Annotated in this window: 21 protein-coding genes and 1 tRNA gene; 10 read left to right on the top strand and 12 right to left on the bottom strand. The window is 43.2% G+C overall.

Annotation, left to right across the window (positions count from 1 at the left end):
* Positions 1–70 precede the first annotated feature (70 nt).
* Positions 71–2,176 carry a ribonuclease J gene (locus tag GYA54_02415; GenBank protein ID NMC51560.1) on the top strand — a complete coding sequence of 702 codons (2,106 nt, stop codon included), beginning with the start codon at positions 71–73 and terminating at the stop codon, positions 2,174–2,176.
* A gap of 45 nt (positions 2,177–2,221) precedes the next feature.
* On the top strand, positions 2,222–3,223 hold the full coding sequence (trpS, locus tag GYA54_02410) for a tryptophan--tRNA ligase (protein ID NMC51559.1): 1,002 nt from the start codon (positions 2,222–2,224) through the stop codon (positions 3,221–3,223).
* 197 nt (positions 3,224–3,420) lie between these two features.
* Here trpS and fusA read toward each other — a convergent pair whose 3' ends face one another.
* The 3 genes from fusA to rpsL form a co-directional block, all read right to left on the bottom strand.
* A complete protein-coding gene (gene fusA / locus GYA54_02405) occupies positions 3,421–5,526 on the bottom strand; it encodes an elongation factor G (GenBank protein ID NMC51558.1) in 2,106 nt (701 codons plus the stop codon).
* Between the two features lie 213 nt (positions 5,527–5,739).
* Positions 5,740–6,225 (bottom strand): 30S ribosomal protein S7, encoded by a 486-nt coding sequence (gene rpsG, locus GYA54_02400; GenBank protein NMC51557.1) that lies wholly within the window; start codon positions 6,223–6,225, stop codon positions 5,740–5,742.
* Positions 6,226–6,341: 116 nt separating this feature from the next.
* Entirely contained in the window at positions 6,342–6,767 is a 426-nt protein-coding gene (gene rpsL / locus GYA54_02395; GenBank protein NMC51556.1) for a 30S ribosomal protein S12, read from the bottom strand.
* Positions 6,768–7,526: 759 nt separating this feature from the next.
* Between rpsL and GYA54_02390 the strand changes: the two genes are divergently transcribed.
* The 3 genes from GYA54_02390 to GYA54_02380 are packed head-to-tail and all read left to right on the top strand — an operon-like array spanning position 7,527 to position 10,367.
* The gene (locus tag GYA54_02390) at positions 7,527–8,582 is read left to right on the top strand and encodes a hypothetical protein (protein NMC51555.1); all 1,056 of its coding nucleotides are present in this window, start codon (positions 7,527–7,529) and stop codon (positions 8,580–8,582) included.
* A gap of 3 nt (positions 8,583–8,585) precedes the next feature.
* Positions 8,586–9,161 (top strand): hypothetical protein, encoded by a 576-nt coding sequence (locus GYA54_02385; protein ID NMC51554.1) that lies wholly within the window; start codon positions 8,586–8,588, stop codon positions 9,159–9,161.
* A gap of 18 nt (positions 9,162–9,179) precedes the next feature.
* Positions 9,180–10,367 carry a hypothetical protein gene (locus GYA54_02380; protein ID NMC51553.1) on the top strand — a complete coding sequence of 396 codons (1,188 nt, stop codon included), beginning with the start codon at positions 9,180–9,182 and terminating at the stop codon, positions 10,365–10,367.
* Between the two features lie 77 nt (positions 10,368–10,444).
* Here the strand turns inward: GYA54_02380 and GYA54_02375 are convergent, their stop codons facing one another.
* The 6 genes from GYA54_02375 to GYA54_02350 form a co-directional block, all read right to left on the bottom strand.
* Entirely contained in the window at positions 10,445–10,987 is a 543-nt protein-coding gene (locus GYA54_02375) for a hypothetical protein (protein ID NMC51552.1), read from the bottom strand.
* A gap of 278 nt (positions 10,988–11,265) precedes the next feature.
* Positions 11,266–11,339, bottom strand: a tRNA-Asp gene (locus tag GYA54_02370).
* Between the two features lie 64 nt (positions 11,340–11,403).
* On the bottom strand, positions 11,404–12,186 hold the full coding sequence (locus GYA54_02365; protein ID NMC51551.1) for a glycosyltransferase: 783 nt from the start codon (positions 12,184–12,186) through the stop codon (positions 11,404–11,406).
* Between the two features lie 29 nt (positions 12,187–12,215).
* On the bottom strand, positions 12,216–12,593 hold the full coding sequence (locus GYA54_02360) for a four helix bundle protein (GenBank protein NMC51550.1): 378 nt from the start codon (positions 12,591–12,593) through the stop codon (positions 12,216–12,218).
* Between the two features lie 25 nt (positions 12,594–12,618).
* Complete coding sequence (locus tag GYA54_02355; GenBank protein NMC51549.1) at positions 12,619–13,665, bottom strand: glycosyltransferase family 2 protein; 1,047 nt, start codon at positions 13,663–13,665, stop codon at positions 12,619–12,621.
* 92 nt (positions 13,666–13,757) lie between these two features.
* Positions 13,758–15,350: a hypothetical protein gene (locus GYA54_02350; GenBank protein ID NMC51548.1), complete on the bottom strand. Its 1,593-nt coding sequence runs from the start codon at positions 15,348–15,350 to the stop codon at positions 13,758–13,760.
* 44 nt (positions 15,351–15,394) lie between these two features.
* Between GYA54_02350 and GYA54_02345 the strand changes: the two genes are divergently transcribed.
* Positions 15,395–15,586 (top strand): hypothetical protein, encoded by a 192-nt coding sequence (locus GYA54_02345; protein NMC51547.1) that lies wholly within the window; start codon positions 15,395–15,397, stop codon positions 15,584–15,586.
* A 59-nt stretch (positions 15,587–15,645) separates the two neighbouring features.
* On the opposite strand, the gene GYA54_02340 is transcribed toward GYA54_02345, so the two are convergent.
* Entirely contained in the window at positions 15,646–16,491 is an 846-nt protein-coding gene (locus tag GYA54_02340; GenBank protein ID NMC51546.1) for a glycosyltransferase family 2 protein, read from the bottom strand.
* Positions 16,492–16,976: 485 nt separating this feature from the next.
* Between GYA54_02340 and dnaB the strand changes: the two genes are divergently transcribed.
* From dnaB to recR, 3 genes are all read left to right on the top strand, one after another.
* Positions 16,977–18,350, top strand: a complete 1,374-nt coding sequence (dnaB, locus tag GYA54_02335) for a replicative DNA helicase (GenBank protein NMC51545.1) — start codon at positions 16,977–16,979, stop codon at positions 18,348–18,350.
* 135 nt (positions 18,351–18,485) lie between these two features.
* Complete coding sequence (locus GYA54_02330; GenBank protein NMC51544.1) at positions 18,486–18,743, top strand: YbaB/EbfC family nucleoid-associated protein; 258 nt, start codon at positions 18,486–18,488, stop codon at positions 18,741–18,743.
* Positions 18,744–18,876: 133 nt separating this feature from the next.
* Positions 18,877–19,482, top strand: coding sequence for a recombination protein RecR (gene recR / locus GYA54_02325; GenBank protein NMC51543.1), 606 nt, complete (start codon positions 18,877–18,879; stop codon positions 19,480–19,482).
* A 52-nt stretch (positions 19,483–19,534) separates the two neighbouring features.
* Here the strand turns inward: recR and rplU are convergent, their stop codons facing one another.
* Positions 19,535–19,849: a 50S ribosomal protein L21 gene (gene rplU, locus GYA54_02320; protein ID NMC51542.1), complete on the bottom strand. Its 315-nt coding sequence runs from the start codon at positions 19,847–19,849 to the stop codon at positions 19,535–19,537.
* A 172-nt stretch (positions 19,850–20,021) separates the two neighbouring features.
* Here rplU and GYA54_02315 point away from each other — a divergent pair, with 172 nt between their 5' ends.
* On the top strand, positions 20,022–20,180 hold the full coding sequence (locus tag GYA54_02315; protein NMC51541.1) for a hypothetical protein: 159 nt from the start codon (positions 20,022–20,024) through the stop codon (positions 20,178–20,180).
* Between the two features lie 275 nt (positions 20,181–20,455).
* Here GYA54_02315 and GYA54_02310 read toward each other — a convergent pair whose 3' ends face one another.
* The gene (locus GYA54_02310; protein ID NMC51540.1) at positions 20,456–21,118 is read right to left on the bottom strand and encodes an IS1595 family transposase; all 663 of its coding nucleotides are present in this window, start codon (positions 21,116–21,118) and stop codon (positions 20,456–20,458) included.
* Positions 21,119–21,159: the final 41 nt, after the last annotated feature.

Genomic DNA, 21,159 nt, shown 5'->3' with positions numbered 1-21,159 from the left:
ATTTCTCTCTCTTGCTATCTTATCTCATGCTCTTCTCTTTTATTAATTTAAATTATTATTAATCAATTTTATGATTGTGAAAAGAAACGAACGGTTTGGCAACAAACCAAGGCGGGGTGCTGCCTTTAATTATCCTAGCGCCCAAAAAAGAACCAGCGGTAAAGAAAATAATCCGCTTGGCGATCAAAAGTCTTATGCTAATCTGCCAAGAAACCCGATGATTGTTTTGTCGGACGGCAGAAGAAGGACGCAAAATACAACCAACAGAGCCCCCGTAGAACGGAGAAAAAATTATGGTTATTACAAGGGCAAACAGGCACAAGCAACACACCGGAGATACCCCATATTTAAAAAGACTGAAGCCCCGGAAAAAGTGGGGGCGGCAATAGGCTCAACAGAGAATGCCCAGGTCCGACCAGTCGACCAGAAAGACGCTCTCCATATTGGTAAAAAAATATTCAAAAAGATAATAACCAGCAAAGAAGGCGTGCTCCGGATAATACCCTTGGGCGGCTGTGAAGAAGTTGGGAGAAACATGACTGTTTTTGAATATATCGAAAAAGGCAATGAAAAAAATAAGGACATCATCCTCCTGGATATGGGCCTGCAGTTCCCCGAGGAAGATATGCCGGGCATAGACTATATCGTGCCCAATGTGGAGTATTTGCGCGGACAAGAAAAAAATATTCGGGCAGTAATCTTCTCCCATGGCCATCTCGATCACATAGGTGCGGCGCCGATACTTTTGGAAAAACTAGGCAACCCGCCGGTGGTGGGCAGGAACCTGACCATTGAAATGATAAAACACCGGGTAGAAGATTATAAAAAAGGGGCTAGTAAAAATTTGAAAACTATATATATAAAAGACATAAAGGACCAATTCCAATTCGGAAACTTTACGGCCAAATTTTTTGCGGTGGAACACTCTATCATGGATGCCGTCGGGGTAATTCTAGAAAATCCTTCGGCGACGGTGATTCACCCCGGTGATTGGACAATGGAAGCCGACCCCCAAGGAAGACCGCTGGTTGATTACCGGCACTTATCAAATCTAAAAACACCGACAATTTTGATGTTGGAAAGCTTGGCGGCGACACATCAGGCTGGGGGCAAAAAAGTGACTGAGAAAGAGATGATCGACAACCTAACAAAAATAATTTTGGAAGCGCCGGGCAGAATTATTATTGGCACCTTTGCTTCGCAGGTGGAGAGAATAAAACAAATCATCGATATTGCCTCGTCTCTGGGTAAAAAAATTTCACTTGATGGCTTTAGCATGAAAATGAATATAGAAATCGCCCAGAAACTCGGCTATGTAAAACTCAATAAAAGTGCCCTGATACCTATTAGTGAAATACACAAGCACCCTGATAATAAAATATTGGTTTTGTGTACTGGCGCCCAAGGTGAAAGCGATGCGGTGATGTCGAGGATCGTAAATAATAACCACAAATATATCAAGATAAAAAAAGATGATACAGTGGTGTTTTCCTCATCTATAATCCCGGGCAATGAGAGAACCATCCAAAGACTCAAAGACAACATGTACCGCCTGTCTGACAATGTAATTCATTCCGATATTATGGATGTGCATGTGAGTGGGCACGGCAACGTGGATGACATAAAAGCTATAATAAAACAAATCCAGCCGACTTATTTTATTCCGGTTTATGCCAACCATTATATGCTCAAAGAGGCAGCTAAGGTGGCGATCAGAGAGGGATTTCCCAAAGAAAATATTTTCGTGCCAGACAATGGTTCTATTATGGAATTTCCGACGAAAGGCAAGCCAAAAATGCATGACAAAAAGGTGCCAGTTGACTATGTGTTTGTCGATGGCCTCGGTGTTGGTGATATCTCTCATGTAGTTTTGAGAGACCGCAAGATGATGTCCGAAGACGGGATGATAGTGGTCATCGCCACCATCAGCAAAAAAACAGGACAATTGTTGCACTCACCTGATATTATCTCTCGGGGTTTTATTTATATGAAAGAAAATAAAAAAATAGTGGAAGACACTAGAAATAAAGTTAAAAAAATATTACAGGATACTGATCCAAAAATAGAAGCTTTCCCTGATTTTATAAAAAATAAAATCCGCAACGATGTCGGACAATTTCTTTTTTCCAAAACAGAAAGACGGCCAATGGTCTTACCGGTGGTAATCGAAGTGTAGACTGAGTATATTTACAATGGAGAATAATTGTAATATATTAATGTTATGACCGCTAACAACAAACCAACAATCTTCTCTGGGATAAAGGCGACTGGCAAAATGCATGTCGGCAATTATTTGGGTGCGATAAAAAATTGGGTCAATCTCCAAAATTCTGGTCAACACAACACTATTTACTCAATAGTCGATCTACATTCTATAACTATAGATATTGGCAGGGAAGAACTGCTCAGCAATACTTTGGATATGGCTACTGATCTTTTGGCTGCCGGCATCGACCCCAAGAAGTCAATATTCTTTGTCCAATCACATGTCAAAGAACACACAGAATTGGGTTGGATATTCAATTGCATTTTGCCGGTTGGCGAGCTAGAGAAAATGACTCAATACAAAGACAAATCAAGGCAGCACAAAGATAATGTTAATATGGGCTTATTTGACTACCCGGCCCTCATGGCTGCAGATATCCTCCTTTATCACGCGACAGCGGTGCCGGTCGGAGATGATCAGGACCAACATGTAGAATTGGCCAGGAAGGTAGTGAGAAAATTTAATAATCGCTGGGGTGAATATTTCCAAGAGCCGCAAAGTTTATTGGCCAGGACTCCGCGCCTGATGGCACTCAATGACCCTGCAAAAAAAATGAGCAAAGACCTGGGACCGAAATCATACATCGCCATGAGTGATAGTCCAGCGGAAATTCAAGACAAAATATCACGAGCAGTAACAGATACGGGTGGGGGAAAAAATGCTGTCGGTGGCAAAAATCTAATTGATCTTTTCGAAGCTTTTGTTGACGATGAGAACATCACAGCAAAATTCAAAGAAGATTATAAGAATGGTGAACTGCAATATGCCAAATTTAAACCCATGCTCGCCAATGTTATTATTGGCGCCCTGAAGCCGATCCAGGAGAAAAGAAAAGAGCTAGAAAAAAATCCTGATTATGTTATGAGAGTATTAAAAACTGGCGCGGAAGCGGCCAGAGAAATTGCCCAAAAAACCATGAGGGAAGTAAGAGAGAGGGTGGGGCTGATAAGCCAATAATTTAATAAAAAAGGGACTGGGGTTGCTCCCGTCCCTTTTAGCAATTAATAATTCGTAACTGGTAACTAGCATAAGGTAAAATTTATTATAATAAGATAATTCCTTTTACGGGTTACTAATTACTAGCTGCAAGTTACTAAAAATCACATAGAAACAAAAAAGAACGGATCTGCTCCGTTCTTTTTGGTATCAATGATTTATTTTCCCGTCTTGGCTTTTTCACCGACAATTTGTTCCACCACGTTTCTCGGCACCTCGGCATAGTGAGAAAACTCCATGCTAAAGGAGGCCCGGCCCTGAGACAAGGAGCGAGAGGCGGTAGCATAGCCAAACATGGTAGCTAGCGGAACTTCGCCATCAACAACCTTGGCGGTACCACGGTTGGTCATTTCCTTGATCACGGCCCGACGGGCATTGAGATCGCCGATAATATCGCCCATATATTCTTCTGGGGTAACAACTTCTATTTTCATAATTGGTTCAAGAAGAATCGGATTGGCACGTTTGGCGGCTTCTTTAAAAGCCATAATAGCTGCCATTTTGAAAGCTATTTCTGAAGAGTCAACCTCATGATAAGAGCCGTCAAAAACTGCTACGCGCACATGCATCATCGGATAACCAGCAACGACACCATTGCTCAAAGCTTCTTTGACGCCCTTTTCAATAGCAGGGATATATTCACTTGGAACAACTCCGCCTTTGATTTCATTAACAAATTCAAAATCTTTTAATTTGCCCTCTTCATCTGGCTCAACAATCGGCTCTAGCTTTAGATGACAATCACCATACTGACCGCGACCGCCTGATTGTTTTATATATTTACCTTGGGCTTGACCAGCCTGCTTGATGGTTTCTCGATAGGCGACTTGGGGCTTGCCGACATTACAGTCAACCTTAAACTCGCGGCGCATTCTTTCCACCAAAACATCAAGATGAAGTTCGCCCATACCGGCGATAATTGTTTCCAAGGTTTCTTCATCAGTAGAAACCCTGAAAGTCGGGTCTTCTTGGGCCAGCTTCTGCAAAGCCATGCCCATCTTCTCTTGATCGACTTTGGTTTTGGGCTCGACAGCCACCTTGATAACTGGTTCGGGGAAAGTAATCTTTTCCAAAATAATCTGATTATTTTCATCACACAAGGTATCACCGGTGGTGGTATTTTTTAGACCAATAGCAGCGGCGATTTCACCAGCATACACCTCTTCTACGTCTTCGCGACGATTGGCGTGCATACGGACGATACGGCCAAAACGCTCCTTATCACCAGTGGAAGAATTATAGACATAACTACCCGCCTTGACTACCCCAGAGTAGACACGGAAAAATGTCAGGGTACCAACAAACGGATCGGTAGCAATTTTGAAGGCTAGAGCGGTAAAGGGGTCAGTATCGGAAGCGTGGCGAACCAATTTTTGGTTTTCATCACTTGGATCGAACCCTTCTATCGGGGGAACGTCTAACGGTGAGGGTAAATAATCATTGACAGCGTCCAAAACCAGCTGAACACCTTTGTTGGCTAGAGCACTGCCGCACAAAACCAAGTAAAGCTTGTTGGCGAGCACCCCCTGACGCAATCCTTTTTTGATTTCCTCTTCGGTCAATTCCGTACCACCCAAATATTTTTCCAACAAAGCATCATCTTGTTCAGCCGCTTTTTCCAACAACTCAGATCGATATTTCTTGGCGTCTTCCAGCATATCGGCCGGGATTTCTGATTCGATGACCTCTTCTCCATTTTGGCCTTCGAAGTGATAGGCTTTCATAGTAAGAAGACTAACCACGCCTTCAAATTTGCTTTCAGCACCAATAGGAATAATATAGCGAACAGCATTGGGACTAAGGCGCTCTAGAATTGATTTGTAGCTCATCTCGTAATCGGCGCCAATTTTGTCCATCTTATTAACAAAAGCGATGCGTGGGACATTGTACTTTTCTGCTTGTCTCCAAACGGTCTCTGATTGCGGCTCCACGCCTTGCGAACCATCAAAAACAGCCACAGCGCCGTCTAAAACACGCAGAGACCTTTCGACTTCTACCGTGAAATCAACGTGGCCTGGCGTATCGATAATATTGAAACGAATACCTTTCCAAAAACAAGTTGTGGCAGCAGAAGTGATAGTAATACCTCTTTCTTTTTCCTGATCCATCCAGTCCATTTCGGCGGCGCCTTCATGAACTTCGCCAATTTTGTGCCTGCGGCCAGTGTAAAAAAGTACGCGTTCGGTAGTCGTGGTTTTGCCGGCATCAATATGAGCCATGATGCCAAAGTTTCTGGTTTTTTCTAGTGAATATTCTCTAGACATAAGTGGTTTCTCCAAGAGTTTATCCTGAACGGGTCAGTGATAAATGCTCTAAAATTTTTATATTAGTAAATAATTTATATTAAAATTATTAATTAAACTAATGAGTGAAGGATCCCGTACCACTACCTCTTAACGTTGATTACGGTTAGTGTGGGTCTCCACGGGATCCTTCGCCCCGCAAGAATAAAGCGGGGCTCAGGATAAAATTGAGCGTTACCTTTTCTTTTTGGTGAATCTAGCAAAGTGAGCAAAGGCCTTGTTGGATTCGGCCATACGATGCATATCTTCTCGCTTTTTGACAGCCGAGCCCTCTCCCTTGGCGGCATCAAGAAGCTCATCGGCCAAGGCATGGGCCATAGGTCTGCCTTTGCGAGATTTGGCCGCGGCAATGATCCAGCGGAAAGAAAGCACCTGGCGACGATCGTCGCTCACTGGGAAAGGTACCTGATAGTTGGCACCGCCCACTCGGCGACCACGCACTTCTAGGGCTGGTGCGACATTGCGCAAGGCGAACTCATAGGTAGCCATGGGGTCTTCTTTGGTTTTGCCGGCGATATAGTCTAGAGCATCATAGACTATTTTTTCAGCCACGGCTTTTTTGCCATCACGCATAATATAGTTGATCAATTTGGAGATATCCAAACGATGATATTTAACATCTGGTTTTATTTTTCTCTTGGGGGATTGTTTTCCACGCATATAGTTTTAATTTAAGAATTCCGGAATTTTCAATTTTCAAACAATGATTTAATTTACTAATTTTAGAATTGAGAGATGGAGAATTGTTTGAAAATTAGAAATTGAAAATTTGTTAATTACTTCTTGGCTTTAGCTTTCTTGGCGCCATAGCGACTGCGACCTTGCTTGCGACCTTCGACGCCTTGGGTATCATAGATACCGCGGACAATATGATAACGCACACCAGGCAAATCTTTTACTCTGCCGCCACGAAGCATCACAATGGAGTGCTCTTGGAGATTGTGGCCAACGCCCGGTATATAGGCAGTGACTTCTTCACCGTTGGACAAACGGACTCTGGCAATTTTACGCAAAGCAGAGTTTGGTTTTTTTGGAGTGGTGGTGGTCACCTTTGTACAGACCCCACGCTTGAAAGGGCTGCCCTTGGGCATTTCTTTTTTGCGGCGAGTCAGTACATTTTGCACCATCAAAAGAGATGGGGTCTTGGATTTACTCGGCTTTCTACTGCGACCCTTGCGGATCAATTGGTTGATAGTAGACATAGATTAGTATTTAGTATTTTGTATTTAGTATAAATTATTATAATACCAAATTTTTTGGGTAAAAAAATAAAGGCCAAAATATAGGGGTCCAACTCCACCCCAAATATTTTTATATTGCCTCAATATTATTTAACACTATTTTCTGATAAGTGTCAATAAAGATGGGTATAAATTGTAAATATTTAATTTATTTTGGCTAAAATAAGCCATAAAATTAATATTTTTTTATTTTACTATTGACAATTTTATATTAATGTGTTAAATTAATAAGACTATTTAAAAGTACTTTGTTTTCTATTCTAACTTTTGAACTAGGGGTAAACTGCAAATTTGCCTAGTTTGGAAGAATAATAGCCATGGCGGAAGAATTATTATAATTATATTTTCGCCCGCAATGGCTCTACTACTCTTCCCTACTTACCCAGTCTACCCCTGATTCAAGAGATGAATTCAGGGGTATTTGGTTTTAGTGGGCTCCTAGATGGAATAAAATCTATCTATGAGCTCAATAAAATGAGCTAGAACTTTGACAATAGAATATCAATTCCGTCCCGCAATTGCGGGACGGACTTACTCCTAACCCCCTAATAAATCGTCATTGCGAGCGAAGCGTGGCAATCCCGTTTTAGACGAGATTGCTTCGTCGTTTCACTCCTCGCAATGACAGATAGATGGCCTGGGATTCTATGTTTTATTTTATATAGAAATTAATTAACAATAAATAATAATTAAATCCCCTGAGAGGGAAAGGAGTAATGTATGAATCAGATAAAAGAACCCCAGAGGGCCCTCTTGGATAAAACCCCAGGGCCAGTAAAGGGGTACATCGATCAGCTTAAAAGAGCCTTGCGTAATTTGTACACGCTGGCTCCGCGTTTTGAGGTCTTTCTCTTGTCGGGCGGATACGTAAGGGTGATTGTTACGGTGGTGAATGACAACAACTACCCCGTCAAAAATCATCCAATATCGCTGATCATGATTGACGGCCATGATTGGGTGAAACCCGGAGACAGGGCCACTGCTGATGGCAACGGACAGTATTCTTTGATCTATGGTGTCCCGAGTGGCTCTGAGTTTGTCACGGTGGCGGTCGAGATCGAGGGCGGCAAGGGCAGATTTCAACAGATCCTACCTGTTCCGCAACCGCCTGAAACTCCTGCACCGCCCAAACCCGGCTATCTCAATGTCGTCATCGACTCACAGGCTGCCAAAGACAACAAGGTCGCCTGCATGCTGGCCGTTCTCACGACCAAAGACGGCGACCCGATCGATGGCCAAGTGGAAATCACCTGCGTCCGGCGACTCTCCGTTGACAGCTCGGCACAAGCCAACAAGGTCGTCGTTGATGTCGCGAAAGTCAAATCCTCTGTCATCGAACTCTTCCCTGAAGAGGGCGACGAACAGGTGGAGCTGACATTCCACCTCGATGGAACTGGTATGGCAATTCCCAAATCGGTGAAGGTTGTTAAACCGGAACCGGCAAAGGAAGCGCCCAAACCCGGGTGGCTGGATGTAAAAATCGGCGAACCGGATTCTAAAGGGCGAGCCAAAGGACGCATTATCGTAAAGACCGCGCCAGAAGGTGAGCTCATCACCGGCAAAGTGCGCGTATCAGGCAATCGTCCTTTTGCCATAGCTGCCAACAGCCTCCCATCGCCCGCGACACAAAATACAGAGGCGAATCTAGCCATTGCTAACGGGGAGATGCTGATCGAAATCGAAATGTCTAATACTCCGGGGCACATGCAACAAAATATTTTCTTTGTGCTCCTGGGAAATGGGATGGAAATTAAGAAACTCTTAGTTAGGAGATAAAAAATGAATAAATTTTATGAAATATTGGAAAAGTTCTGGAGCGACCTGATTTCCACTTTCATCGTCCACGGAGTTTTTGAAATGGGCGGAGACGGCAAGATAAAGGGGTTCAACCCGGAACTGCGCAAAAAGATCGCCCCATCTTTTTTGGGGCTAAACCAAACTGATGAGATCATTGCCGGGCAGGTAATCGCGTCTCTAGATACGGGCGAGAGGACAATTTGGACTCGGTGGCTTTCAAAACTCAAAAAACACCAAGTAACCCAGCTCCGCATACTTTTGGCTGGTACTTACCATGCTTTTGAACCCGGCATGGAAAACGCCAAAAACCTAGCCCACTCTTTGGTCAATATTGAAAATGATGACGATGACTCGATAAAGACCAAGCTGGCGCTGGAAACCGGGCTCATCACCGAGGAATTTTTTCTGGACACCGCTAAAAACTTCGTCCTGGATCGGATCTGGGGCAAGTTAAAAGACCATCATGCCAAAGCCCAGAAGGCGATCGACGAGCTGGTCGACGATTGGGAAAAAAAAATCAATAACCCGCTCGAAGCTATCCTATCTGCACTGAAATAACGATAAGGGAGATAAAAAATGAATCAAGATGCAAAAACCGGAGCGAAGCTGGGGATCGCCTATCTTTTTCTGCCCCAGATAATTGGCGCGCTGAGACAGGCGGCCAGAACGGTCAGCCTGCTCGCGCAAATAGCGTTCTTCGGGAGTGTCCGGGTGGGAGAAAGGGCGTATGAGGTGGTCAATCAAAACAGAAGGGGGATTTTATACTCCCTCCTTATCTGCCTCGTTGGCAATATTGCTTTCTTCTGCCTTGGGGCTATCTTCCACAATGGTCTTCTTATGACCATCGGAGGATTTTTCCTGCTCACCCCGTTCATTACCGTTGCTGTGGCTGGCAGTGCGGTGGCTTTCCTGCTTTCGCTCTATATCAGGGTTTTGAGTGGTTCGCTTTTGACAATCCACTCGGCCCTACTGGAAGCACTCCGGAAAGCTGGTTTTGAGCCAACCGGTGTACCAACACCTGTCATCGACGGAAGCGTCGTGACGCGAAAGATCAGGAATATCTGGTCGGCGATTATCCCGCTTGGGCTCACGACGATTTACTGCATCGTGTTCCCCTCGTGGAGAGCGCTCCGTCTGATGCCCATTGTGATATTTTTCCTGATAGTTATGGCCATCATGGTGGATCAGTGGGCCAACATAAGTCTGGCGGAAGACGAGAAAAAACTGATCCGCACTGCCAGGGCAAAGCGACGTATCTATGGCCTGGTTTCTTTCGGGCTAACCCTCTTGCTCGTTTGGGGGGGCTTCTCTATTGCTATGAACAATACCGCCAAAGCCCTGTCCCAGAGTGGCAAAGAAACTGACCAGGAAATTGGTCAGTATATAGAAACAAAGGGTAGTTTGATCAGCCTGGTCAAGGGTGTGGCTAAAGATGGATATGGTGTGGTAATCGCTCAGCCTAAGGCAGAAAAAGCCGCCCGCGAAATCGCGGTGCGCGATAGCCTGCGGCAATACCAACAGGACTATCACTTCGAAACCCCGACCAAAAAGGGCCAAGCGGTGGTGTTTCTAAACCCTAACCGTAAAACCTTTTACGTACAGCGTGGTGACAGCTGTACGTATACGATTTCCGCTGGCAACAGCGAGGAGAAGTATACGGTTGTCACTCCGGGTGGATATTACCACTTCTGGGTGAACCCGGGTATGGACGGCATCAAGGTAACACAGGACCTAAAAAACGCAAACAAATTTGTAGTGGAATAAAAACAAGGAGGAAAATAAAAAAGACGCCAAGTTGCTTTAGCAAAGTGGCGTCTTTTCTTTTGTCTAAAATTTAATAATTAGTTGCCGCTAGCTCCTTGTAAGATGCCAAGGATATAACTCAATATGGCATAGGATCCCATGGAAACAGCGGCGCCAATGGCGGCATAAAGCATAGTGTCTTTGGCTTTTTTGACCTGTTCTGGATTGCCAGCAGAAACCAAGAACATAAAACCAGCATAGACAAAAGTAACCAAGGCGCCAATACCCACAAAGGCTAAAAGGGCGCCAATAATCCTAGCCCACAACTGCTGGGGCCCAAGTTTTGGATCAATACCTAGAGGATCTTTTAGACAAACTTGGCTGCCGTCACAATTGCCAGAGGGTGCATTGTTGGCTGGGGTTGTAGTTAAATCTTCGCAACTTAACACCCCCTTACCCTTTTGGCTGCAACCATTCGCACATGCGCTATTTGTCTTACCGGGACTACCAGTAACCAATTGACCCATTGTATCGCCTTCGCATATACAGTTACAATCAGCAAGCGCGAATGGAACCATGGGGGTAAAAAAATAAACAAAAATCATAAAAAACAGTACGTAAAAAATGGCGATTTTTTTCATAAAAAATAAATGAGTGGATAAGAATGATCTTATCTTTATTATACAATAAAAGACATACCCTTGCCAAATAAAAACCGCCAACATCGTAGTGGGCGGTTTTATTGTTTTTTCCCTAAGCGGAGCGGACGGGACTCGGCTGCGGCTCTCGTTGGCTTCCGCCTGCTCGGCCTAGCCACCGCCTCGCGGTTCGGCTCGCCCCTTGGCTCGCCAAACAACGCTCCGGCGTTCTCGTCCCGACGCGACACAAATAGTTGTGTCGCTTCCTATTTTTCCCTAAGCGGAGCGGACGGGACTCGAACCCGCGACCTCTGCCGTGACAGGGCAGCGTTCTAACCAACTGAACTACCGCTCCGCTCAGAGAAAAATTAATTTTTATACTGAATTTATTCTAACATAAAATCATTTTTTGGCAACCTCTAGCGCCATTTCCAAAAATACTTTAGCCAAGAGACAATGTGAATCCAGGTCACCAGAGAAAATAAGTCTTTGAGACTGCGGCTGCCAGCAGAGAGACGGTGGGGAAGGTGAATAACCTCAGCCTCGGGATAATACCAAACAGAGAATCTATGTTGCCACATCCGGCGGCAAAGATCAGTATCTTCCAGAAACAGAAAGAAGCGCTGGTCAAAAAGACCGGTTTTTTCTAGAGCAGAGCCACGAGCCAAAAAACAACCACCCAAAACCCAATCAACTTCTTGCGGCTCATCTAGATTGATATCGCGATAAAGAAAACGATCGAGGTGTGTTTGCCCTTTTTGGCTAGAGCCAAAGCTGGTGCGGCGGTAAAGAAAGGTAAAAAATTTTGGCCAACGATAACAAGTGTCTTGCTTGGTGCCATCGGGATTGATAATCTTCGGGCCGACAAGGCCAGCCTCCGGGTGGTTGTCCATAAAAGCAACCATTGCTCTTATGGCAGTTTCATTGAGGGTGACATCTGGATTGGCGATCAAAATATATTCACCATTGGAATTAATAATGCCCAGATTATTGCCACCGCCCATGCCTAAATTTTTGGGACTCCTAATAAGTCTGGCCACGGGGAAATCTTTTTTTATCATTTTATCTGTGCCATCTTCGGAAGAGTTGTTCACCACTACTATTTCCCAGCTCCAAGGAAATTTAAAATCAAGCACTCCTTTGAGGAAGTACTTGAGCAAATTTCTGGTTTTGTAATTGAGAACAACAATGGATAATTTCATGGATAAGCGAGTTAAGTAAATCAAGTGAATTAGGTAAGGTCTTTTTTGTTTTTAATTTGTGATTTTATCCAGCCCTTTAAGATTTTGCCGACTTCATCTTCGAGGGTTGATAGATATTGGTATTGTTTTTGACTGAAGTACTCAAGATCAAAACATAGCAAGGTGTGATATTTTAATTCTTCCAATGAAGCCTCTGCTATGTTGTAAAACCTTAGACTGTCTGACGAGCCAAGCCTAGCAAAGCCTTCTACTATGTTGGCCGAGGTGGAAACAGCGGCTCTAATCATTTGACTGGTTAGATTATATTTTTCATAATCAGGTAGATACCCAACGGCCTTATAGATGACCAGAGCCAATTGATGAGCCTTCTGCCAGGCTAAAATTTGTCTGAAACTATTTATTTCCATGCTTGACTTGCTTAACTCGCTTGATTTACTTGTCTTGCTTATTACTTATCAAAAACCACTGTCTCACTTCTTCCGGCCTGACCCTTTTTAGCTTCATACCCAATCTCCTTTTTTGTCTCAAAAGACCCCTGTTTTTTAAAATATAGGTCCAGCAGCGGAAAAAATTGCCAGCCTCAAATATTAGCACATATAGAAATTTTTTCAACTCATACCAAAAAATATGAGGGAAATCAAGGAAAAAATTGTTACGAAACTCATTTTTATAAAGGAGCATTAGGTGATTTTTGTAAGAATGAAAGTTGACCAAATTTTCTTTATCCCGGCGATATTTTAGGGTGGCGAGCTGGCTTTTTTGGCCAGAACGGGCCCGGCGATGGTGCCAGGCGGTGGCCGCTGGATCATAAATTGATCTGTAGCCAGAAAGCTGTAGGCGCCAGGCGAGATCTATGTCTTCCTGATACATAAAAAAACTTTCATCAAAATATTCTTCACCAAATTTGAGACGCTCGAGAGCGCTCCGGCGGACTAGTAGACAGGCGCCGCTAATGCCAAAAACTTCTTCTTTTTGATTGTATTGGCTCAGGTCTTTTTCACCAGCGCCACGGTCAACAAAGCGTCGGCTTTTGTAGCCAAGGAGACCGCAGGAATCAAGGGTGGTGGTTTTGGCTGGGGCAATAAGATAGTCCCCTTCTTTTTCAAAGTCCAACTGATACAGTTTCCCACCAGCCGAACCAAGGTCAGCATTATCTTCCATATCTTTGACTAAAATAGACAAAAATTTCTCGTCCAAAATAACATCGGGGTTCATAATGAGAAGATATTCGCCATGAGTCATCTTTATGGCCTGATTCCAGGCGCGCGACAGGCCTATGTTGTTTACGTTGCGGAGCAGGTGCGCAGCGGGAAAATTGGTGCGAATATACTCGACAGTTTTGTCCGAAGAGGCATTGTCCACGATAAAAATATCCGGCGACTCTCCCCTCTCCTGCCAGTAGCTTTGATGAAAAATGCTGTCCAAAAAATAGGGCAGATATTTCATAGAATTATAAGTGACGATGCAGACAGAAACCATAATTAGAATTTTTAATTTTCAATTTAAAAAAACACCTATTGTCATTGCCCGACTTGATCGGGCAATCCAGAAAAAAACAAAAAGAAAAGAATTTATTTATTGGGATAATAAGGAGTAGATCCTCGGTTCAAGCCCGAGGATGACAGCTCTTTGGCTTGTTGACAATTTAGCCAAACTGAAACAATTAATATAAACCCGATGCCCAAAGGGTGATTCAAATAAGGAGTAAAGACGTTCACAGTAAGAAGAGCCAGGAGGGAGAGGAAGAGGCCGGGCAACGAATTACTGATTGCTGATCGCTGATTGCTGATTGCTGATTTTGTTTGTTGCCAAACAACACATAGTAATTTATATATTAATAAAAGGTAGACAAATAGTCCAGCCAGACCTATTTTCAAAAGCAAATCCAAGTATCCCCACTCAAAAGCGTAAGTGGTGAATTCGCCGGTGCCGCCAGCGGTGGCTGGGATAATGCGGGGATCAGCGCTTTGGTAGGTCACGGTGGTACCAAAACCAGAACCAATGACCGGGTGATTCACAATTGACAAAAGGAGTGGTTTTAACATATTTATCCGGGAAGAGCCAGCGGCCTCGACTTCGGTCGCCCGATCCCGAAACAGATTGGCTAGATTACCAGAAATTTGGGGCGGAGCATAAGCCACGGTGAATAATAGAGCAAAAGAAACTAAGATAATCAGAATTACAAGTAAAAGACGTTGTAGAAAAGTTTTAGAGGCAACGCGTAATGTGTAATGCGTAACGCGCAATTGATAAATTAAAAATAAAAAATAAATAACCAATGCAATGATAACCCCAACCCAGAATGAGCGGGAAAGACTGACAAGAACAGCAGAAAGGCAAACGATGGAGAGAAGTGAATAATAGGTAATGCGGACTTTCTTTACCAGAGGCAGGAAAATAAAAAACCCTAGAAGTGCATAAATTTGTGACTGGAAGAAAACGCGATAGAAGGTGTCGGTAAAACGCGTGATCTCACCTACCCGGGTATCGCGCACCCAGAGGTAAGCCTCGGGCAGAGCCCAGAGAAATTGATGCGCAAAGATATAAAAAAACAATAAAGTTTTAAAGATCAGCCAAACAAGGCAGGACAGCGCGACATTTCTCAGGGCGAGCCAGAATTTTTCCTCTTGGGAGACACTGATAAGGGGCAAAAGATAAAGAAAAAATAACCAATTATTAAAATCTAAAAAAATATTACCAAAATCATTGCCGCGGATAAGGCCCCAGGCAAATCCCCAGACTATAGCGATGGCCAGAAGCAAATAATATCTGAAAAACCGAAAAGCTTTTAATTCCTGCCAGTAATTGTTAAGGCCTTTTTTAACAAGCTGAATGGCAAAAGCCAGCATCACCACCAGAAAAATACCCAAACGAATGGAGATCAGTGTGGAGCCCTGTCCAATATTTAAAGAGAATAAATAGCCATGCGAGCCAATAATCAATTCTCCAAGAGCGATTAAAATGCCAAAAGATAAATTTTTTAGAGACAGAATAAAAACCAATCCCAAAATAACCACAAAACAAAACGAATTAAAAACTGGCCAGCCCCAGGCAAAGATGGATAATAACTCTAGGAGAATAAGGAAAATAATGGTTTTGCGGAATAGTGACATGGATGATTGACAAATTAATGATTTGATTGTATATTGAGAAACATAATCCATATAAACAAAAACAAACTTAAACCCAAAAAATGGAGGCTCTGACTATGCCTAATGGTAGTTCTACTGCCCGTGCTCAACACAGCATTTTAATCGTGGAGTTCCCCGAAGCATGGCAAAAGCCTAATGCTGCTCAAGTCCAAGAAAAACTTGGCGATAATAGATTTACCGTGATCTCTAAAACTCCCATGTCTCCTGGCCCGGGCTACAAAGTCAAGGTGTTAAAAACCACAATATAATAATATCCCCCACGCATTTTAGAATTATGCCCAGTTGCGAAAAGCGCTGGGCTCTTTTTTTATTTTGTCCAAAGGTGAATCAATAAAGCTAATAAAACACTAATGGGCTGGAGAAACCACAAAATAAACCACTGCCATTTTTTGCCATGAAGCCAAAAATAATGTTGCAAGGAGTGATCCCAGACGATCTGTTTGTGCCAATTGAGCTGCTTGAAGCTGGCGCCGCCATGATGGATAACGGCCGGCTCCGGCGTATAGACTACTTGGAAATCATGGTCTTTGGCTCGACGGCAATAATCAACTTCTTCAAACCAATAAAAATAACGTTCATCCAAAAGACCCACTTTGTCCAAAACTGACCGGCGGATCATAAAAAAAGCACCCATGATCTGCTCGACCGAGGAAACGGCCTCGTAATTAAAATCTTTGGCCAGATAATGCCGCAATACTTTTTGGCCCAATCTGGTGTGCTGTAATTTCAATAGAATCAAAGCCTGGCCAAACCAATCTGGGAAACGACGCACTGACTCCTGAAGAGTTTTGTCCGTGTTTAAAAGTCGACAACCAGCTATGCCCCAACCGTCATTTCGATCCATCAGTTCGACCATGCGGCCAAGGGCATTATCAAAAAGCTCGGTATCCGGATTTAAAAGCAAAACATAGCGACCAGCCGCGGATTTGATGGCTTCGTTATTGGCGGCGGCAAAACCATAGTTTTTGGCGTGAACAATCAATTCCACTTGGGGGAATTCCTGCCGGACCATTTCAATAGTGCCGTCGAGAGAATTATTATCCACCACAAAAACCTCAAACTTCAGGCCAGAAGTATGCTGGTAAATTGAATTGAGACACTGACGGAGCAGGTCTTTGACCCGCCAGCTGACAATAATAACTGATAAATCCATATAGTTTAATGGTAGCAAAACCAAGCAGGAAAGCAAAATCCAAAAAAATGGCCCCAGTTTCTCATGAAGCTGGGGCTTTATATTGAGTTGGCTGCCTTTCGCTAGCCGTTTTCAGTTGTTGCGCTTGTGTTTTTGTTTTTCGAACGCCGCTCTTTTCCTTTAGCTCTTCTCTTCGCCCTTACGCCAGAGAAGCTGAATGCGTCGTCTGGTTTATTCTTTTTCTGAGGAAAACCCCTGCTTGCCCAGTTTACTCTTGCTCTGGGTAAAGCTGATTGATTGACGAATTTTGATGATTGGTCGTCGGGTACCACCTCCCTTCTCCGCAATGGCTTTTTGGCGGGCGCTCTGATTTAATTTTAGCCCAATTTGACAAAATATTAAATTTAAAGCTGTGGATAAAAAAGAGCTTAAAATGTGAACAAAAAACGCTTGCTAGGAGTAAGGCCAAAATGGTAAGATAATTACATCAAAAATAACTCTTGTTTATGAAAGATGTCGGCCGCATGCCACCACAAAATCTGGAAGCAGAGCAATCAGTGCTTGGTTCTCTTTTGATTGACAAAAATGCCATTACCAAAATCGCTGATGCTCTGATACCACAAGAATTTTACAAAGACGCTCATAGGATTATCTATGAAAATATGTTGGCGCTTTATGAGGACAAAGAGCCGATTGATATCTTGAGTCTGACTTCCAAACTAGAAGAAAAAAAATTATTAGAAACAGTTGGCGGCCGTACATATTTGATTGACCTGACCAATTCAGTACCCACGGCTTCTAATGTAGTTTACTATGCCAAGATTGTCAGAAAAAAAGCCACCCTCAGAAAAATGATTGAGACAGCGGCGGAGATAGAGCAGATGGGCTATGAGGAAGAAAGCGAAGTGGATGCGCTCTTGGATCAGGCAGAAAGTAAATTGTTTGGCATTTCACAAGGATTTTTGAAACCAGAATTTGTACCCATCAAAAACTTGCTGACCGAAGCATTCGACAGGATCGATGATCTACATAAAGAAAAGGGTAAATTGCGCGGGGTGCCAACCGGTTTTGGCGATTTGGACAAAAAACTGGCGGGGCTACAAAAATCAGATTTAATAATTTTGGCGGCTAGGCCGAGTATCGGTAAGACCAGCTTGGCTTTGGATATTGCTAGGCAAGTGGCGGTAAAACAAAATGTCCCGGTGGCCATATTTTCCCTAGAAATGAGTAAGGAGCAATTGATAGACAGGATGCTCTGTGCCGAGGCTGGAGTTAGTCTGTGGAAGTTGCGCACCGGAAACCTTTCAGATAGAGAAAGCTATGGTAATGAATCGGATTTTTCCAAAATCGGTCACGCAATGGGTACATTGTCTGAAGCTACAATATTTATAGACGATACTCCCATGGCTAATGTAATGGAAATCCGCACCAAGGCCAGAAGGTTGCAAGCAGAACACGGACTGGGGTTGATTGTAATTGACTATCTGCAGCTGATGGAGGGCCGGGCCGGTACGAGTAATCCGGACAATCGGGTCCAAGTAGTCTCGGAAATATCGCGCGGTTTAAAGGCGATAGCTAGAGAGCTCAATGTACCCTTGATCGCCCTGTCACAGCTCTCAAGGCAGGTAGAATCAAGGCCAATGGCTATACCAAAGTTGGCCGACCTAAGAGAGAGCGGCAGTATCGAACAAGATGCTGATGTAGTAATGTTTATTTATAGAGAAGAAGTGTACAAAAAAGATACCTCGAGACCGCACATCGCCGATATTCTCATTCAAAAACATCGCAACGGCCCGACTGGATCAGTGTCCTTGTTTTTCAATGAAGAAACAGTTAGTTTCAAAAATCTTGAACAAAAGGTGGAAGAGTTACAGTTCTAATTTTATAAAGCCTGGCCCAAGCGGAGCAAGGTGGAGCAGAAGGGCCTGGTTCTTATTAGTATAAATTTTAATTTACCTTATCATAATTAAACCCGGGATCCCTCAACTGCGCTCGGGATAAAATTCATAAAACATATGTTTGGACAAATAAAAGACCTCTACAAACTCAAACAACAGGCCGGACAACTCCAAGCCATGCTCAAAGATGAGACAGCAACAGCAGAAAATGGCGGCGTAAAAATAACTATGAACGGCAATCAGGAAGTGATTGGGGTGGAAATTAATCCGGATCTCCCCAAAGAACAGCAGGAGAAATATTTGAAAGAAGCTTTTAATGAAGCAGTGAAAAAAGTCCAACGCCTCATGGCGGAAAAAATGATGGGGATGCAATAGCGCTTCTTTCTCCCCTCCTCCTTGAGGAGGGGTCTTCCCGCAGGGAAGGGGGTGGTGGAAATACCTGTATCTCCCTCCCCTCTGTCTCGCCAAAGCTCGCCACCTCCCCTCAGGCAGGGGAGGAAAATACTTTATGGACCATCCTGAAATAATCCAAAAATTGATAGATAATTTTGCTTCGCTGCCGGGCATTGGCCAAAAAACAGCCGAGCGGCTGGTTTATTATTTATTAAAAAATGAGCGAGATGAAAAAATTTCAGATTTTGGCAATAACCTTTTAAAGCTAAAAAAAGAGGTATACAGTTGCCCTGTTTGCGGTAATTATATCAATAGTAGCAGTTGTACTCTCTGCAATGAGCCTAAACGCGATCGCACTAAAATCTGCCTAGTGGCAGAGGCACAAGATATTTGGTATTTGGAAAAGATGGGCACTTACAATGGACTTTATCATGTGCTAAATGGTTTAGTTGACCCAATAAATGGTATCACCGCCGAGAAACTTAATATCACCGCCTTGGGCAAAAGACTACCAGGTGGGATAGTGAAAGAAATAATAATGGGATTTAATCCAACCATGGAAGGTGAATCGACAATTATTTATTTGAAAAAATTGATCAAAGAAAAATATCCACAAATAAAAATAACTCGCTTATCGCGAGGGTTGCCCATGGGTAGCGATCTCGAATATGCAGATGAGATAACACTGCAAAGTGCAATGAATAATAGAACAGAGATTTAAAAATCCGCCCCGCGACCGCGGGACGGATTTTTTGATTGCTTTGGTTTTTGAATTAGCCTAGAGATTCTATTTCGAGCTTCGTAAATGGTTGCCTGTGTCCATAAACTTTGTGTTGACGGGTTTTATTCTTGTAGTGAACAACGCGTATTTTTTTGGCCCGACCCTGTTCTACGACCTTGGCCTTAGACTTGGTAGATAAAACCGGCTGACCAACCTCTACCTTGGAACCGTCTTCCTCTCCCAACATCAAAACTTCCAAATCCAATTTGTCGCCGACGTTAAGATTTAATTTTTCAGCTTTAATGGTGTCTTTTTCTTTGACCACATATTGCTTGCCGCCGGTGCGGACTACTGCTATTTTGGACATAAATTCAAATATTAAATTAATCAGGTTAAATATAGTGTAGCAAAAAACAAAAAATTGTCAATAAAAAAGGCCACCGCATTACAATTATAGATGTATTGTAGATGCGATGGCTTTTAAACGCTTTCATCAGACAGCTCCTTTCGACCCTCTTGCTCCCGGAGCATCAGATAATATGCCTCCAAGCACCAGTAACCCACCGGCGAGAACGATGATGCCTAGTAAAATTACCGTAGGATTACTGACCCCCAAAAGTGGAGCGATGATCAGGCCGAAGCCAATGGCGCTGATGATCAGAGCGACACAGAACCTCCAACCATACTCCATACCATAGCTGAAGGCTTGCCTGGCCTGATAGAAAAATTTTTTCACACTTCCTCCTTCCTCCTGTGTTTTTTATAACGGTGATCTGCCTTTTAAAAGACAGAGAACTGCCCAGATTATACCTGCCACAATAGCCATCACGGCAATCGCGATAATGACCCAAAGCGCGATTTTGGCCACTAGGGGTAGTCCAATAATAATTAACATAATCTAGCCTCCGGCTTGTTGTCTATATTTTTTGGTTCTTTATATTATTTTTGGTGCTTGTCTAGAACAGACAAATAATTAGTAATGTTTTTTAATAATTTTTTTAATAATATTAGCCAAATTATCATCTTTCCGGTGGTTAAATCTAAATTCCATTTCTTTTAAATACAAATTAAACCGTTTTCTGTCTATCCCATAGTAGCGTTTAAGTTTAGTCTTGGCATAGCCCCAGAAGTTTTCTATCCCATTTATGTGGTTGCGCTTTTTAGCGAATTCTTTATCATGATTAATACGGTAGTGTTTAAAGCCGTCTAGGACTAAACCATCGTAAGCTCTAAAGCTGTCAGAATAGATCACACTTTCAGGAATTATCTGGGAATGAATAATCTTGCGCAAGGTCTCTCTGGAGACATCATGGACTATCTGGGTGTAAACCTTGCCATTACGCTTCAATAGGCCGAAAACAGGGACTTTCCCAGCTGCGCCACGGCCACGATGACCTTTACGTTTCCCACCGAAATATGATTCATCTACTTCTACCTCGCCTGTGAATGGCGATAGTAATTCACATTCACGCGCTAGGCAGAGACGGATGATCGTGTAGATTCGCTCTATTGAATGACGATTAACCTTGAGTACTTTAGCCACCTTAATGGCTGGTACTTCGAGGACAAACAGGTCTATGATCTGACTTATTTGTCTATTGGTTAATTTGCTGTTTGGTATTAACTTGCTTGCCATGTTATCAGCATAAATGTTTATGCTGTTCTAGACAAGCTCCT

This window comes from Candidatus Kuenenbacteria bacterium (genome assembly GCA_012797775.1).
GTDB lineage: Bacteria > Patescibacteriota > Patescibacteriia > UBA2196 > GWA2-42-15 > JAAZMX01.
The sequence above is the reverse complement of the archived record's forward strand: the minus strand, read 5'-3'. Positions and strand labels throughout refer to the sequence as shown.

Excerpts from the sequence above, each read along its gene's own strand:
- GYA54_02415 (NMC51560.1), top strand. The coding sequence starts at position 71 with ATGATTGTGAAAAGAAACGAACGGTTTGGCAACAAACCAAGGCGGGGT.
- trpS (NMC51559.1), top strand. The coding sequence starts at position 2,222 with ATGACCGCTAACAACAAACCAACAATCTTCTCTGGGATAAAGGCGACT.
- fusA (NMC51558.1), bottom strand. The coding sequence starts at position 5,526 with ATGTCTAGAGAATATTCACTAGAAAAAACCAGAAACTTTGGCATCATG.
- rpsG (NMC51557.1), bottom strand. The coding sequence starts at position 6,225 with ATGCGTGGAAAACAATCCCCCAAGAGAAAAATAAAACCAGATGTTAAA.
- rpsL (NMC51556.1), bottom strand. The coding sequence starts at position 6,767 with ATGTCTACTATCAACCAATTGATCCGCAAGGGTCGCAGTAGAAAGCCG.
- GYA54_02390 (NMC51555.1), top strand. The coding sequence starts at position 7,527 with ATGAATCAGATAAAAGAACCCCAGAGGGCCCTCTTGGATAAAACCCCA.
- GYA54_02385 (NMC51554.1), top strand. The coding sequence starts at position 8,586 with ATGAATAAATTTTATGAAATATTGGAAAAGTTCTGGAGCGACCTGATT.
- GYA54_02380 (NMC51553.1), top strand. The coding sequence starts at position 9,180 with ATGAATCAAGATGCAAAAACCGGAGCGAAGCTGGGGATCGCCTATCTT.
- GYA54_02375 (NMC51552.1), bottom strand. The coding sequence starts at position 10,987 with ATGAAAAAAATCGCCATTTTTTACGTACTGTTTTTTATGATTTTTGTT.
- GYA54_02365 (NMC51551.1), bottom strand. The coding sequence starts at position 12,186 with ATGAAATTATCCATTGTTGTTCTCAATTACAAAACCAGAAATTTGCTC.
- GYA54_02360 (NMC51550.1), bottom strand. The coding sequence starts at position 12,593 with ATGGAAATAAATAGTTTCAGACAAATTTTAGCCTGGCAGAAGGCTCAT.
- GYA54_02355 (NMC51549.1), bottom strand. The coding sequence starts at position 13,665 with ATGGTTTCTGTCTGCATCGTCACTTATAATTCTATGAAATATCTGCCC.
- GYA54_02350 (NMC51548.1), bottom strand. The coding sequence starts at position 15,350 with ATGGATTATGTTTCTCAATATACAATCAAATCATTAATTTGTCAATCA.
- GYA54_02345 (NMC51547.1), top strand. The coding sequence starts at position 15,395 with ATGCCTAATGGTAGTTCTACTGCCCGTGCTCAACACAGCATTTTAATC.
- GYA54_02340 (NMC51546.1), bottom strand. The coding sequence starts at position 16,491 with ATGGATTTATCAGTTATTATTGTCAGCTGGCGGGTCAAAGACCTGCTC.
- dnaB (NMC51545.1), top strand. The coding sequence starts at position 16,977 with ATGAAAGATGTCGGCCGCATGCCACCACAAAATCTGGAAGCAGAGCAA.
- GYA54_02330 (NMC51544.1), top strand. The coding sequence starts at position 18,486 with ATGTTTGGACAAATAAAAGACCTCTACAAACTCAAACAACAGGCCGGA.
- recR (NMC51543.1), top strand. The coding sequence starts at position 18,877 with ATGGACCATCCTGAAATAATCCAAAAATTGATAGATAATTTTGCTTCG.
- rplU (NMC51542.1), bottom strand. The coding sequence starts at position 19,849 with ATGTCCAAAATAGCAGTAGTCCGCACCGGCGGCAAGCAATATGTGGTC.
- GYA54_02315 (NMC51541.1), top strand. The coding sequence starts at position 20,022 with ATGCCTCCAAGCACCAGTAACCCACCGGCGAGAACGATGATGCCTAGT.
- GYA54_02310 (NMC51540.1), bottom strand. The coding sequence starts at position 21,118 with ATGGCAAGCAAGTTAATACCAAACAGCAAATTAACCAATAGACAAATA.